Annotated in this window: 13 protein-coding genes; 5 read left to right on the top strand and 8 right to left on the bottom strand. The window is 70.2% G+C overall.

Going from position 1 to position 13984, the window contains the following annotated elements; translation table 11 throughout:
- Positions 1-21 precede the first annotated feature (21 nt).
- The 6 genes from clpB to ACGFNP_RS12640 all read right to left on the bottom strand — a co-directional run bounded on the left by clpB (position 22) and on the right by ACGFNP_RS12640 (position 7253).
- The gene (gene clpB / locus ACGFNP_RS12615) at positions 22-2592 is read right to left on the bottom strand and encodes an ATP-dependent chaperone ClpB (RefSeq protein ID WP_358339463.1); all 2571 of its coding nucleotides are present in this window, start codon (positions 2590-2592) and stop codon (positions 22-24) included.
- Positions 2593-2598: 6 nt separating this feature from the next.
- A complete protein-coding gene (locus ACGFNP_RS12620; RefSeq protein ID WP_393317808.1) occupies positions 2599-2949 on the bottom strand; it encodes a heat shock protein transcriptional repressor HspR in 351 nt (116 codons plus the stop codon).
- 3 nt (positions 2950-2952) lie between these two features.
- Positions 2953-4134 carry a molecular chaperone DnaJ gene (gene dnaJ, locus ACGFNP_RS12625; RefSeq protein WP_358339465.1) on the bottom strand — a complete coding sequence of 394 codons (1182 nt, stop codon included), beginning with the start codon at positions 4132-4134 and terminating at the stop codon, positions 2953-2955.
- A 23-nt stretch (positions 4135-4157) separates the two neighbouring features.
- Positions 4158-4754, bottom strand: coding sequence for a nucleotide exchange factor GrpE (grpE, locus tag ACGFNP_RS12630; protein ID WP_358339467.1), 597 nt, complete (start codon positions 4752-4754; stop codon positions 4158-4160).
- The gene (gene dnaK / locus ACGFNP_RS12635; protein ID WP_358339469.1) at positions 4754-6625 is read right to left on the bottom strand and encodes a molecular chaperone DnaK; all 1872 of its coding nucleotides are present in this window, start codon (positions 6623-6625) and stop codon (positions 4754-4756) included. Before dnaK ends, grpE begins: the two co-directional genes overlap by 1 nt.
- A 169-nt stretch (positions 6626-6794) precedes the next feature.
- Entirely contained in the window at positions 6795-7253 is a 459-nt protein-coding gene (locus tag ACGFNP_RS12640; protein ID WP_393317813.1) for a hypothetical protein, read from the bottom strand.
- 92 nt (positions 7254-7345) lie between these two features.
- On the opposite strand from ACGFNP_RS12640, the gene ACGFNP_RS12645 reads away from it, so the two are divergent.
- From ACGFNP_RS12645 to ACGFNP_RS12665, 5 genes are read left to right on the top strand one after another with little or no spacing between them, the layout of a single operon-like run.
- Positions 7346-8227 carry a proline dehydrogenase family protein gene (locus ACGFNP_RS12645; RefSeq protein WP_393317816.1) on the top strand — a complete coding sequence of 294 codons (882 nt, stop codon included), beginning with the start codon at positions 7346-7348 and terminating at the stop codon, positions 8225-8227.
- Positions 8228-8244: 17 nt separating this feature from the next.
- Complete coding sequence (proC, locus tag ACGFNP_RS12650; protein WP_358339475.1) at positions 8245-9039, top strand: pyrroline-5-carboxylate reductase; 795 nt, start codon at positions 8245-8247, stop codon at positions 9037-9039.
- A 51-nt stretch (positions 9040-9090) separates the two neighbouring features.
- Positions 9091-10458: an efflux RND transporter periplasmic adaptor subunit gene (locus tag ACGFNP_RS12655; RefSeq protein ID WP_393317819.1), complete on the top strand. Its 1368-nt coding sequence runs from the start codon at positions 9091-9093 to the stop codon at positions 10456-10458.
- Positions 10455-11168 carry an ABC transporter ATP-binding protein gene (locus tag ACGFNP_RS12660; RefSeq protein WP_393317822.1) on the top strand — a complete coding sequence of 238 codons (714 nt, stop codon included), beginning with the start codon at positions 10455-10457 and terminating at the stop codon, positions 11166-11168. The genes ACGFNP_RS12655 and ACGFNP_RS12660 overlap by 4 nt, the downstream gene beginning before the upstream one ends.
- Positions 11165-12349, top strand: coding sequence for an ABC transporter permease (locus tag ACGFNP_RS12665; protein ID WP_358339481.1), 1185 nt, complete (start codon positions 11165-11167; stop codon positions 12347-12349). The genes ACGFNP_RS12660 and ACGFNP_RS12665 overlap by 4 nt, the downstream gene beginning before the upstream one ends.
- On the opposite strand, the gene ACGFNP_RS12670 is transcribed toward ACGFNP_RS12665, so the two are convergent.
- Positions 12350-13090: an ABC transporter permease subunit gene (locus ACGFNP_RS12670; protein WP_393317825.1), complete on the bottom strand. Its 741-nt coding sequence runs from the start codon at positions 13088-13090 to the stop codon at positions 12350-12352.
- On the bottom strand, positions 13087-13977 hold the full coding sequence (locus ACGFNP_RS12675; protein ID WP_393317828.1) for an ABC transporter ATP-binding protein: 891 nt from the start codon (positions 13975-13977) through the stop codon (positions 13087-13089). The genes ACGFNP_RS12670 and ACGFNP_RS12675 overlap by 4 nt, the downstream gene beginning before the upstream one ends.
- Positions 13978-13984 lie beyond the last annotated feature (7 nt).

Genomic DNA, 13984 nt, shown 5'->3' on the forward strand with positions numbered 1-13984 from the left:
CGGGGCGTCGCGAGCGCGGGGTCAGCCGCGGGCGATGGTGAGCTCGTCGTCGCCGAGGTCCACCAGGACGCGGTCGCCGTCCACGACCTCACCCGACAGCACCGACTTGGCCAGCTTGTCGCCGATCGCCGACTGCACCAGGCGGCGCAGCGGGCGCGCCCCGTACATCGGGTCGTAGCCGGTGAGCGCCAGCCACTCGCGGGCCGCGTCGGTGACCTCCAGCGTCAGCCGGCGGTCGGCCAGTCGCTGGGCCAGGCGCTCGACCTGGAGGTCGACGATGCGCGTCAGCTCTTCCGAGCCGAGCGCGTCGAACAGGATCACGTCGTCGAGCCGGTTGAGGAACTCCGGCTTGAACGCGTTGCGCACCGCGCCCAGGACGGCCTCGCGCTTGGCGCCGTTGGCCAGCTTTGGGTCGACCAGGAACTGCGAGCCGATGTTGGAGGTGAGGATCAGGATCGTGTTGCGGAAGTCGACGGTACGGCCCTGGCCGTCGGTCAGCCGGCCGTCGTCGAGCACCTGCAGCAGGATGTCGAAGACCTCGGGGTGGGCCTTCTCCACCTCGTCGAGCAGCACGACCGTGTAGGGCCGCCGCCTGACTGCCTCGGTGAGCTGGCCGCCCTCCTCGTAGCCGACGTAGCCGGGAGGCGCGCCGACGAGCCGGGCGACGCTGTGCTTCTCGGAGTATTCGCTCATGTCGATGCGGGTCATCGCCCGCTCGTCGTCGAACAGGAACTCCGCCAGCGCCTTGGCCAGCTCGGTCTTGCCGACACCCGTCGGGCCGAGGAACAGGAACGAGCCCGTGGGCCGGTCGGGGTCGGAGATCCCGGCCCGGCTCCGTCGTACGGCGTCGGAGACGGCCTGTACGGCCTGCTGCTGCCCGATGAGGCGCCGCCCCAGCTCCTCCTCCATCCGCAGCAGTTTGGCCGTCTCAGCCTCCAGCAGGCGGCCCGCCGGGATGCCCGTCCAGGACGAGATGACCTCGGCGATGTCGTCGGGGCCGACCTCCTCCTTGACCATGGCGTTGTCGGGGGTGGCGGCCTCGGAGGCGGCCCGCAGGGCCTGCTCCAGGCGTGGCACCTCGGCGTACATGAGCCGGGACGCGGCCTCGAAGTCGCCGTCGCGCTGCGCCCGCTCGGCGCTGCTCCTGGCCTCGTCGAGCTGCTTCTTGAGCTCGCCGACCTTGTTCAGGCCGGCCTTCTCGGTCTCCCAGCGGCCGACGAGGGCGTTGAGCTCCTCCTGGCGGTCGGCCAGCTCCTTGCGGAGGCGTTCGAGCCGCTGGATGGAGGCCTCGTCGGTCTCCTTGGACAGAGCCAGCTCCTCCATCTTCATCCGGTCGACGTTGCGCTGGAGCTGGTCGATCTCGACGGGCCGCGAGTCGATCTCCATGCGCAGCCGGGAGGCGGACTCGTCGACCAGGTCGATGGCCTTGTCGGGGAGGAAGCGGTTGGTGATGTAGCGGTCGGAGAGCGCGGCGGCGGCGACCAGCGCGCTGTCGGCGATCTGGACCTGGTGGTGGGCCTCGTAGCGGCCCTTGAGCCCGCGCAGGATCGCGATCGTGTCCTCGACCGTGGGCTCGCCGACGTAGACCTGCTGGAAGCGGCGCTCCAGCGCGGGGTCCTTCTCGATGCGCTCGCGGTATTCGTCGAGGGTGGTGGCGCCGATCATGCGGAGCTCGCCGCGGGCCAGCATGGGCTTGAGCATGTTGCCCGCGTCCATCGCGCCCTCGGCGGCGCCCGCCCCGACGACCGTGTGCAGCTCGTCGATGAACGTGACGATCTGCCCGTCGCTCTCCTTGATCTCGGAGAGCACGGCCTTGAGCCGCTCCTCGAACTCGCCGCGGTACTTCGCGCCCGCGACCATCGCGCCCAGGTCGAGCGAGATGAGCCGCTTGTTGCGCAGCGACTCGGGCACGTCGCCGGCCACGATGCGCTGGGCCAGGCCCTCGACGACGGCCGTCTTGCCGACGCCGGGCTCGCCGATCAGCACGGGGTTGTTCTTGGTGCGCCGGGACAGGACCTGCACGACCCGGCGGATCTCGGAGTCACGGCCGATGACCGGGTCGAGCTTGCCGCTGCGGGCCCGCTCGGTCAGGTCGACGCCGTACTTCTCCAGCGCCTGGTAGGTGTCCTCGGGCGTCTCACTGGTGACGCGGGCGTGGCCGCGTACCTTCTCGAAGGCGTCGAGCAGCGCCTGCGGGGTCGCCCCCTGGGACTTCAGCAGCTCGGCGACCTGGCCGCCGTCGGTGGCCAGGCCGACGAGCAGGTGCTCGGTGGAGACGTACTCGTCCTCGAGCCGCTTGGCCCGCTGCGCGGCGGTGTTGATCACGGTCAGCAGCTGGCGGGAGCTCGACGGCGCGCTCACGGTGGAGCCCTGGGCCTTCGGCAGCGCGGCGAGCTGCTCCTCGGCCTTGGCGCGCAGCGTCTTCCAGTCGGCGCCGACGGCTTCGAGCAGCGGAACGGCGGTGCCGCCCGTCTGGGCGAGCAGGGTGGTCAGCAGGTGCGCGGGCGCGATCTCCGGATTGCCCTCCGCGGCGGCACGCCGCATGGCCCCGGAGAGAGCTTCCTGGCTCTTCTGGGTGAGCTTGTAGTCCATGTGTTTCTAGGCCCCCGGTGGCAGCTCGTAGCGGATCAGCGCCCTGACCATCTGCATCTCGGCGCGGAGGCGGTGAACCTCCTCACGCAGCCGCAGAGCCTCGTTCTCGAGCTCGAGAATCCGCTTGATGCCCGCGAGGTTGATGCCCTCCTCCTGGGAGAGCCGCTGGACCTCGCGGAGCTGGACGATGTCGCGGGTGGAGTAGAGGCGGCCGCGCCCCGCCGTACGGCCTGGACAGACCAGTCCGAGCCGGTCATACTGCCGCAGCGTCTGCGGGTGGAGACCCGACAGTTGCGCGGCAACCGAGATCACATAGACCGGTGTTTCGTCTGACAGGTCGAAATAGTTGGCGTCCATCGGCTACTCGCTTCTGGCTCTCTGTATGAGATCAGCCCGCGGGTCCTCGCCCGCGGTCGCGGTGTTGAACTCCGTGAGGAGTTCGCGGGACTTGTCGTCCAGCGTCTTGGGGACGACCACCTCGACGGTGGCGAGCAGGTCGCCCTTGGTGCCGTCCTTGCGGGCGACGCCCCTGCCGCGAACCCGGAACGTGCGGCCGTTGGGGGTGCCTGTCGGGATGCGCAGCGTGACCGGCAGGCCCTTGAGAATCGGCACCTTGATCTCGGCGCCGAGCGCGGCCTCGGAGAACGTCACCGGCACGGTGATCGTCAGGTTGTCGCCCGTCCTGCCGAACACGGCATGCGGTTTGACGTGCGCGAGGATGTAGAGGTCGCCGGCCGGGCCGCCGTTCTCGCCCGGGGCGCCCTTGGCCTTGAGCTTGACCCGCTGGCCGTCGGCCACCCCCGCGGGGATGCGCGCCTGGATGTTGCGGGTGCTCTTGGCCCGGCCGCTGCCCTCGCACACGGGGCAGGGGTCGTCCACGAGCAGGCCACGGCCCTTGCAGTCGCGGCAGGGCTCGGAGAAGGCGAAGTTGCCCAGGTTGCGGCTGGCCGCCCCGGTGCCCTCGCAGGTCGGGCAGACCCGCGGGGTGGTGCCGGCCTTGGCCCCGGTGCCGCTGCACGCCGTGCAGGCGGCCGAGCTGGTCAGCCGGAGCGACACCGTGGAGCCTTCGACCGCCTCGGTGAACGTGAGCGTGACCTCGGACTCGATGTCCTGCCCACGCCGCGGCCTGGTGGTGCTGGTCGTACGGGCCGAGCCGCCGCCGCGGTTGAACAGCCCGCCGAACAGGTCGCCGAGCCGCTCACCCGCACCGTGGCCCTGCTGCTGCTGGCTGGCGGTGCCGCCGAACAGGTCGCCGAAGTCGAACGGGAAGCCGCCACTGCCGGGACGCTGGCCGCCCACCCCCGACCCGAACAGCGTGCGCGCCTCGTCGTACTCCTTGCGGCGCTTGCCGTCGGACAGGACGTCGTAGGCCTCGGAGACCTCCTTGAACTTGGTCTCCTTGGTCACGTCGCCCTGGTTGGTGTCGGGGTGGTATTGCCGGGCCAGCTTGCGGTAGGCCTTCTTGATGTCTTCGGCGGTGGCTGACTTGGGCACACCAAGGACGGCGTAGTAGTCCTTCTCCAGGTAGTCCTTGGTGCTCATCTATCGCCCTTCGTTCTTCTTCGTCAGTTGTCGTCGTCGGACGCCGGAGGGGCGTCTTCTGGCTCCGCCACGGCCACCCGTGCCGGGCGGAGCACCCGGTCACCCATCCGGTAACCGGGCTGTAGCACCTCGACCGCGGTCGGCTCGGTGACGTCCGGCGAGTAGCTGTGCATCAGCGCCTCGTGAACGGTCGGGTCGAACGGGTCGCCCTTCTGCCCGAAGGAGTTGAGGCCGAGCTTGGTGACCGCCGCTTCCAGTGACTCTGCCACCTTCGCGAAGCCACCGGTGAGCTCGCCGTGATCACGTGCCCTGCCGATGTCGTCGAGCACGGGCAGGAGCTCCTGGAGGGCGCTCGCGACGGCCTGCTCGCGAACCGCGACCCGGTCACGCTCGACCCGCCTGCGGTAGTTGGTGTACTCCGCCTGGAGGCGCTGCAGGTCGGACGTCCGCTCGGAGAGCTGCCCCAGCAGGTCCCCGTCCTGCGCCGCCACCTCGGTGGGGGCGGGGGGAGCGGGGGCCTCCTGGTCTTGCGGACGTTCGCGCACCTGGCCCGTCTCCGGGTCGATCTTACGGTTGTCGCGGATCACCGGCTCGTCGTGCCCGTTGTCACGCGTCGGCATCACTTGTCCTTCTTCGGCTGGTCTTCATCGACGATCTCGGCCTCGACCACGTCCTCGTCGGCCTTCTGCTGCTCGCCGGCCGCGGCGTCCTGCGGAGCGCCCTCGCCGTCGGCCTGCTGACCCTGGCTCTGCGCGTAGATCGCCGAGCCCATCTTCTGGCTGACGGTCGCGAGCTTCTCGGCCGAGTTGCGGATGACGTCGGTGTCGGTGCCCTCAAGAGCCTTCTTCAGCTCGGCGAGCGCGTCGTTGACCTCGGTCTTGATCTCGCCGGGGACCTTGTCGTCGTTCTCGCGGAGGAACTTCTCCGTCTGGTAGGCGAGCCCGTCCGCGTTGTTGCGGACCTCGGCCTCCTCGCGGCGCTTCTTGTCCTCCTCGGCGTACGACTCGGCCTCGCGCATCATCCGCTCGATGTCGTCCTTCGGCAGCGCGGAGCCGCCGGTGATCGTCATCGTCTGCTCCTTGCCCGTGCCCAGGTCCTTGGCGGAGACGTTGACGATGCCGTTGGCGTCGATGTCGAAGGTGACCTCGATCTGCGGGATGCCGCGCGGCGCCGGGGCGATGCCGGTCAGCTCGAACGTGGCCAGCTTCTTGTTGTACGAGGCGATCTCGCGCTCGCCCTGGTAGACCTGGATCTGCACCGACGGCTGGTTGTCCTCGGCCGTGGTGAAGACCTCGGAGCGCTTGGTCGGGATCGTCGTGTTGCGCTCGATGATCTTGGTGAAGATCCCGCCCTTGGTCTCGATGCCCAGCGACAGCGGGGTCACGTCGAGCAGCAGGACGTCCTTGACCTCACCCTTGAGCACGCCGGCCTGCAGGGCGGCGCCGATGGCGACGACCTCGTCCGGGTTGACGCCCTTGTTGGGCTCCTTGCCGCCGGTCAGCTCCTTGACGAGCTCGGAGACGGCGGGCATGCGGGTCGAGCCGCCGACGAGCACCACGTGGGCGATGTCGGAGACCTTGATGCCGGCGTCCTTGATGACCTGGTGGAACGGGCCCTTGGTCCGCTCGAGCAGGTCGGCGGTCAGCCGCTGGAACTCCGCCCTGGTCAGCTTCTCGTCGAGGTGCAGCGGGCCCTCGGACGAAGCGGTGATGTAGGGCAGGTTGATGTTGGTCTCGGCCTGGCTGGACAGCTCGATCTTGGCCTTCTCCGCCGCCTCACGCAGGCGCTGGAGGGCCATCTTGTCCTTGGACAGGTCGACGCCGTGCGCGTTCTTGAACCGGTTGGCCAGCTCGTCGACGACCCGCTGGTCCCAGTCGTCACCACCGAGGTGGTTGTCGCCGGAGGTCGCCTTGACCTCGACGAAGCCGTGGCCGTCCTCCTGGCCGACGTCGAGCAGGGACACGTCGAAGGTGCCGCCGCCGAGGTCGAAGACCAGGATCGTCTGGTCCTGCTCCTTGTCGAGCCCGTACGCGAGCGCCGCCGCGGTCGGCTCGTTGATGATGCGGAGCACGTTGAGGCCCGCGACCGTGCCGGCCTCCTTGGTGGCCTGGCGCTGCGCGTCGTTGAAGTAGGCCGGGACGGTGACCACCGCGTCGGTGATCTTCTCGCCCAGGTAGGCCTCCGCGTCCTGCTTCAGCTTCTGCAGGACGAAGGCGCTGATCTGCTGGGGGGAGAACTTCTTGCCGTCGATCTCCTGGGACCAGTTGGTGCCCATCTCGCGCTTGACAGAGCGGATGGTCCGGTCCACGTTGGTGACGGCCTGTCGCTTGGCGACCTCGCCGACCAGGACTTCGCCGTTCTTCGCGAAGGCGACCACGGACGGCGTGGTCCGCGAGCCCTGCGCGTTGGCGATGACGGTGGGCTCACCGCCCTCGAGGATCGAGACGACGGAGTTGGTCGTCCCAAGGTCGATACCTACCGCACGTGCCATGAGTACGTCCCTGTAGTTAAAGTTGAGTCGGTTGGACTCAACGTACGAATGCCCGAACCGTTTGTCAAACAGCTTGAGCCTACCCGACTCAACCCCAGCCCGAGCACCCGCATTCCCCCCTGCAAGACGAGACCTCCGACACATGTGCCGGAGGTCTCATAGCGGAGGTTCAGGGCTTGGCGCCGTCCACGACCTTGCGCTTGCCGAGCGGCGACTTGAGCTTGACCGTCGTGGTCTTCTCCACCGCGATCATGATGCAGGCGACGTCCTTGGCCTTGGGGGCGGTGCCCTCGTAGAGCGTGACCGTGACGCGCTTGCCCGTCTCCTTGACCTTGACCCGGTCCAGGACGCTGCACGGCGCCACGCCCGACCACCAGGTCAGCTTGAGCTTGCGGCCGTGGGACGTCGGCTGCGCCTTGGTCCAGCGGACCTTGTGCGTGTTGATCGTGTCGCCCGTGGGCTTGACCGGTTTCGGAGACTTCGTGGGAGTCGTCTCGGCGGGTCCGCTCGCCACGGGGTCAGTGGTGACCGGCACCTGAGGGGCGGAGGCGGGGGCCTGCTTGGCAGGCGCCGGGGCCCCGCAGCTCGTCGCAAGCACCAGACATCCGGCCAGAAGAGTCGCTGTCATTGTGCGCATACTTCTTGGACGAATGGGACGCCTCGGAGGTTCAGCCGCCGGGATCCGGCGGAAACCGCGCCGGTGAAGTTAGGGTTGAACACGTGCTGCGTCAGGCCCTGTTGGCCGTCTCCAGGAGCGACCTCGCCGAGCGGGTCGTCACCACATCGCCGCTGACCAGGGACGTGGTCAGGCGCTATGTCGCCGACGACGTCGACGCGGTCATCGCCCGGCTGACCCGCGACGGGCTGCTCGTCACCGTCGACCACCTGGGCGAGGACGTCACCGACCGGGCGCGGGCCGAGCGCTCGGTCCAGGACCACCTCGCGCTGCTCGGCCGGCTGCCTCAGCACGCCGACGTGTCGATCAAGCTGACCGCGCTGGGGCTGCGGCTCTCCGAGCAGCTCGCGCTCGACAACGCGGCCACCATCTGCGAGGCCGCCGCGGCCAGGGGAGTGACGATCACCCTCGACGCCGAGGAGCACGACACGATCCCCACGCTCCACTCCGTGCACGCCACGCTGCGCAAGGAGCATCCCGACGTGGGCGTCGTGGTGCAGGCGTACCTGCCGGACGCCCGCGAGCGCTGCGAGCGGCTCGAAGGGGCCAGGGTGCGGCTGTGCAAGGGCGCCTACACCGCGCCCGGCGCCCATACCGCTCCGGCCGACATCGACCGCTCGTTCGTGCGCTGCCTCAAGGTGCTGATGAACGGCACCGGCTATCCCATGGTCGCCACGCACGACCCCCGGCTGGTGGAGATCGCCTCGGCGCTGGCCGTGCTGACCGGGCGGGACGCGACGGGCTTCGAGTATCAGATGCTGTACGGCGTGCGGCCCGCCGAGCAGGCCCGCCTGGCCGGGCTCGGCGCCCAGGTGCGCGTCTACGTGCCCTACGGCACCGACTGGTACGCCTACCTCATGCGCCGCCTCGCCGAGCGCCCGCGCAACCTGGGCTTCTTCGCCCGGTCGCTGGTGAGCAGGCACTAGCTAGGTAGGCTACCGGCGTGATTGCGATTCTGGGCACGGGCAAGATGGGCGAAGCCCTCCTGTCTGGTCTACTTCGGGCAGGGTTCGATTCGGGCGACATCATGGCGACGGCCCGCAGACCGGAGCGAGCGCAGGCGCTGCGTGAGGCGTACGGCGTGCGGACCGTCACCAACGCCGAGGCGGCCAAGGCCGCCGAGACGCTCATCCTGGCGGTCAAGCCGCAGGACATGGCGACGCTGCTGGCGGAGATCGCCCCTTACGTCCCCGCCGACCGCTTGGTGATCACCGCCGCCGCCGGCATCACCACCGCCTTCGTCGAGCAGCGGCTCGGCGTCGAGGTGCCGGTGGTCAGGGTCATGTCCAACACGCCGATCCGCTTCGACGAGGCGATGAGCGTGATCTCGGCGGGCGCCCACGCGGGCGAGGAGCACCTCAAGCACGCCGAGGACCTGCTCAAGCCGGTCGGCAAGGTGCTGCGCATGCCCGAGTCGCAGCAGGACGCGGCCACGGCACTGTCGGGCAGCGGGCCCGCCTACTTCTTCTACCTGGTCGAGGCCATGGTCGACGCGGGGATCCTGCTCGGCATGCCCAGGGCCGCGGCGCTCGACATGGTCACCCAGTCGATCGTGGGCGCCGCCGTGATGCTGCGCGACTCGGGCGAGCACCCGGTTATCCTGCGCGAGGCGGTCACCTCTCCCGGCGGCACCACGATCGCGGCGATCGCCGAGCTCGAACGGCACAGCGTCCGCGCCGCCTTCCTGGCCGCCATCGAGGCCGCCCGCGACCGCAGCCGCGAGCTCGCCTCGGGCTGAGCCCGGGAGGCCCAGAGCCGCCCGGACCGCCCTGCTCCTACGATGGGTCGGGTGACGATCCGTCGCGGCATCCCCCCGCTGCTCGTCCTGCTCGCGCTGACCGGTTGCTCGTCCGAGGAACCGGCCGCCGTACAACTGGCCGACGTCAAACGCGCCCCCGTCACCGAGGTCGTCGAGGCGCCGGCCACGATCGGCGCCCGCGCCACGGCCACCCTCCGCTCACCCGCCCAGGGCACGATCGCCAAGCTCTACGTACGCGAGGGCGACCACGTGCGCAAGGGCCAGATCGTGGCCAAGATCCGTTCACCACAGGCCCAGGACCAGCTCAGACAGGCTCGGCAGGCGTCGAAGTCGGCCTCGCCCGCCACCCCGAGCCTGGGCCGCCCGAACGTCCGGCTCGCCTCCTTCGACACCGGCGCGTTCGACCGCAAGGTGGCCAGGCACTTCGCCAGGGCGCGCAGGGAGGCCAAGAAGATCGACGACGCCCAGGCCCGCCGGCAGCTGCTCAGCGCCATCGGCCTGGCCGAGGCCCAGCACAAGGCGCAGACCAGGGCGCTGAAGTCGATCACCGCCCAGCTCAACCGGTCGATCAACAGCGTGCTGGCCGGCGTCACCAGCGGGTTCGGCGGGCTGACGTCGTCCATGGCGTCGTTGCAGGCGGCCTCCAAGTCCCAGGCGAAGGCCGCGGTCAAGGCGGCGGAGAGCACGGTGAAGTCGCTCACCGTCAAGGCGCCGTTCGGCGGGGTGGTCACGCTCGGCCGGCCCACCGGCGGCGGCGCCGCGAGCAGCCTCAACGGCCTGCTCAGCCAGCTGCCCACCGGCGGCCAGCAACTGCCCGCCGACACCTCGGGCGGCTCCGCGAGCGGCGGCACGCCGGTGGCCACGGGCGTCCCCGTGTCGGCGGGCGACCCGATCGTCACCGTCACGGACGTCTCGGAGCTCACGCTCTCCGCCGACATCGACGAGACCGACGTGCTGCTGGTCAAGAAGGGCACCCAGGCGACGGTCGAGCTCGACGCGGTCCCCGGCGCGGGCTACACGGCGCGCGTGACGGGCGTCGGCGTGACGCCGCTGGCGGGCACGACGGGCGGTGTCAGCTACCCGGTGCAGCTCACGCTCGGCGCGGGCAGGTTCGACGACGGAGCCGAGGCGCCCACTCCGAAACCGGGTATGAGCGCGGTGACGCGGCTGACGGTCCGCGAGTCGCCGGCCGCCATCGCGGCCCCGGCCTCGGCGATCGTCTCCAGCGGGCGCGAGAGCGTGGTCTGGGTGGTCAGGAACGGTACGGCGGAGCGCCGCGTGGTCAAGCTCGGCGCACAGGGAGAGGCGGTGGTCGAGGTGCTGAACGGGCTGTCGGTCGGTGACCGGATCGTGGTCAAGGGCGCGGACTCGGTACGACAGGGGCAGCGACTGCCATGACGACCACCGCCTTGGCAGCCGCTCTGGAAGCCGTCGACCTCACCAGGCGCTACCAGCTCGACGGCGTCGCCGTGGAGGCGTTGCGTGGTGTGTCGCTCCGCATCGGCCGCGGCGAGTTCGTGGCCATCATCGGGCCGTCCGGGTCCGGCAAGTCCACGTTGATGCACCTGCTCGGCTGCCTCGACCGGCCCACTTCCGGGCGGCTCCGGGTGAACGGGGTGGAGATGTCGCGGCTGTCCGACACCGAATTGGCCGAGCTGCGCAACAAGACCATCGGGTTCGTGTTCCAGTCGTTCCACCTGCTGGGCAGGACCACGGCGCTGGACAACGTGGCGCTGCCGCTGGTCTACCGGGGGATCGGCAAGGCCGAGCGCCTGTCCAGGGCGCGGGCGGCGCTGGAGTCGGTGGGACTCGGGCACCGGATGGAGCACCGGCCCTCGCAGATGTCCGGCGGCGAGCAGCAGCGCGTGGCGATCGCCAGGGCGCTGGTCGGCGAGCCCAAGGTGCTGCTGGCCGACGAGCCGACGGGCAACCTCGACACCCGCAACGGCGCCGAGGTCATGGCCATACTCGACCGGCTCAACAGCGACAGCGGGGTGGCCGTGGTGCTGGTCACGCACGAGCCGGAGGTCGCGGGGCACGCCCGGCGGCAGATCCACGTACGCGATGGGCTCATCGAGCTCGACACCGCGGAGCGTAACCCGGAGTGAGAGGGCGCGAGGCGTTCGGGATGGCGCTGGAGGCGCTGCGGGTCAACCGGCTGCGCAGCGTGCTGACCATGCTCGGCGTCATCATCGGCGTGCTCGCCGTGGTGATCCTGGTGGCCGTCGGCACCGGCGCGAAGGACGCGGTGGAGAAGGAGATCTCCGGCCTCGGGACGAACATCATCCTGGTCGTCCCGGGCCGGCTCAGCGTGGGCGCGGCGCCGACCCAGAGCAAGCTCAACCTGGCCGACGTCGCGTACGTGCGGCGCGTGGTCGGCGACCCGGCCAAGGTGACGGTGTCGCTGCAGTCGGGCGAGACCGTGCGGGTCGGCGGGAGCGAGGCGTTCGTCACCATCGTCGGCACCGACCAGAACCTCACCAACATCTTCGAGCGCCCGCTCGACAAGGGCCGCCACCTGAGCGAGACCGACGTCGACACCCGGCGCAGGGTCGCCGTGCTCGGCTCCGAGGTGGCCGACAAGCTGTTCGGCGACCTCGACCCGATCGGCAGGCAGCTCACCGTCTCCGGGGCGCGGTTCCGGGTCGTCGGCGTCTACGCCAAGATCGGCCAGACCTTCGGGGTCTCGCGCGACCAGGAGGTGCACATTCCGGTGACGACGGCCCAGCGGCTGCTCGGCATCGCCAGGGTCAACGGCATCGCGGTGGGCGCCTCGGGGCCCGACGAGATCGAGCCGCTCCAGGAGCGGGTCGTGGCGGCGCTGACCGAGAGGTACCCGGGGGAGAAGTTCTCGGCCGTCACGCAGACCCAGCTGCTCGGCACGATCGGCAGCGTGCTCGGCATGCTCACCGGCGTACTGGCCGCGATCGCCGGCATCTCGCTGCTGGTGGGCGGCGTGGGCGTGTCGAACATCATGTTGGTCAGCGTCCGGGAGCGGACCCGCGAGATCGGGCTGCGCAAGGCGCTCGGGGCCAAGCAGCGGGACGTGCTGGCCCAGTTCCTGATCGAGGCGGTGCTGCTGACGACGATCGGCGGCGTCATCGGGATCCTGCTCGGCGTGGGAGGCGCGTTCGCCATCCAGGCGCTCACGCCGGTGCCCGCCTCGGTCACCTGGTGGTCGGTCGCGCTCGCGTTCGGGGTGTCGGCGGCGGTGGGCGTGTTCTTCGGCGTCGCCCCCGCGCGGAGGGCGGGCCGGTTGGACCCGGTCATCGCCCTCCGTGCCGAGTGATCACGCGTCGCGCCGCCGCATCAGCACGGCACCCGCGAGCACGGCGACGGCCACCCAGACGAGGTAGACCGCGAACCCGCTCCACGGGCCCAGGGAGCCGTTGCTCTGGCCGGACACGACCAGCAGGCCGGCGTTCGTGGTGAAGTACTCGGCCACGGTCTTGCCCCAGTCGCCCGGGAGCTGGTTCGCGAATATGGGCAGCACCATGATCAGCGCGATGGCCGACACGATCGCGCCCGGCGTGTGTCTGACCAGCGTGCCCAGCCCCAGCCCGAACAGCCCGCACGCGGTCAGGTAGAGACCGGACCCGAGCGTGGACCGCACCACCTCGCCCAGTTCGATCGACGGCGGCTGGAAGATCGCCACGCCGACGCCGATCGCGCCGGCCGACGCGACCACGCAGACGACCAGCGAGATCACGACGAACACCACGATCTTGCCGGTCAGCAGGCGCATGCGCTTGGGCACGGCCATGAGCGAGGTGCGGATGCCCCCGGTGCGGTACTCGCTGGAGATCACCAGAACACCCAGGGTGGCTATGGACAGCGCGGCGATCATCGAACCGGTCAGGCTCATCGTGATCGCCTGATCGCCCGGGACCGGCCCGTCGGCCGTGCTCTTGGCCGCGATGCCGATGAGGGCGGAGAGGCCCAGCATCAGCCCGGCGGTGACGGCCAGCGTCCACACGGTGGACCGGACGGATCGGATCTTGGTCCACTCGGACCTGAGGATGTCCATCATGACGAGTACTCCAGGCTGTCCTTGGTGAGCTCCATGTAGGCCGCTTCGAGCGAGGGCTGGACGAGCGTCAGCTCCTCCAGCGGCAACCCGGCCCGCGCGGTGATCGTGCCGATCTCCAGCGGCGTCACCCCGGTCACCCGCAGGTGGTCGCCGTGCGGCTCGCCGACCCTGATCAGCTCGGCCACCTCGGCCAGCCGTGGCGAGCGCACCCGTACGTACGCCTGGGAGCTGCGCCCGATGAACTCCGACACGCTCGTGTCGGCGATCAGCGCCCCCTTGCCGATCACCACCAGGTGGTCGGCCGTCTGCGCCATCTCGCTCATCAGGTGGCTGGAGACGAACACCGTGCGCCCCTCGGCCGCCAGCTTCCGCATGAAGGTGCGGATCCACAGGATGCCGTCCGGGTCCAGCCCGTTGACCGGCTCGTCGAAGAGCAGGATCTCCGGATCGCCGAGCAGCGCGGCGGCGATGCCGAGCCGCTGCGACATGCCGAGCGAGAACCCGCCGATCCGCCGCTTGGCCACTTTGGCCAGGCCGACCACCTCCAGCACTTCCTCAACCCTGGAGGTCGGGATGCCGTTGGTCTGCGCGATGGCCAGCAGGTGGTTGCGGGCGCTGCGCCCGCCGTGCACGGCCTTGGCGTCCAGCAGCGCGCCGACCTTGCGCAGCGGATGCCGCAGTTCGGTGTACGGCGTGCCGTCCACGAGGACCGAGCCGCCCGACGGGTGGTCCAGGCCGAGGATCATGCGCATGGTGGTCGACTTGCCCGCGCCGTTGGGACCCAGGAATCCGGTCACCTGACCGGGTTCGACGTCGAAGGACAGGTCCGCGACGGCCACGGTGTCGCCGTAGCGTTTGGTCAGGTTGGTTGCCCGAATTGCGGTCATGACTCCA

Source organism: Nonomuraea sp. NPDC049269 (assembly GCF_043197155.1).
In the GTDB taxonomy this organism is placed as follows: Bacteria; Actinomycetota; Actinomycetes; order Streptosporangiales; family Streptosporangiaceae; genus Nonomuraea.

Bases quoted from the DNA above. Each gene is read 5' to 3' on its own strand.
- ACGFNP_RS12640 (WP_393317813.1), bottom strand. From the start codon at position 7,253: ATGACAGCGACTCTTCTGGCCGGATGTCTGGTGCTTGCGACGAGCTGC.
- clpB (WP_358339463.1), bottom strand. From the start codon at position 2,592: ATGGACTACAAGCTCACCCAGAAGAGCCAGGAAGCTCTCTCCGGGGCC.
- dnaJ (WP_358339465.1), bottom strand. From the start codon at position 4,134: ATGAGCACCAAGGACTACCTGGAGAAGGACTACTACGCCGTCCTTGGT.
- grpE (WP_358339467.1), bottom strand. From the start codon at position 4,754: ATGCCGACGCGTGACAACGGGCACGACGAGCCGGTGATCCGCGACAAC.
- ACGFNP_RS12670 (WP_393317825.1), bottom strand. From the start codon at position 13,090: ATGATGGACATCCTCAGGTCCGAGTGGACCAAGATCCGATCCGTCCGG.
- ACGFNP_RS12620 (WP_393317808.1), bottom strand. From the start codon at position 2,949: ATGGACGCCAACTATTTCGACCTGTCAGACGAAACACCGGTCTATGTG.
- ACGFNP_RS12660 (WP_393317822.1), top strand. From the start codon at position 10,455: ATGACGACCACCGCCTTGGCAGCCGCTCTGGAAGCCGTCGACCTCACC.
- dnaK (WP_358339469.1), bottom strand. From the start codon at position 6,625: ATGGCACGTGCGGTAGGTATCGACCTTGGGACGACCAACTCCGTCGTC.
- ACGFNP_RS12675 (WP_393317828.1), bottom strand. From the start codon at position 13,977: ATGACCGCAATTCGGGCAACCAACCTGACCAAACGCTACGGCGACACC.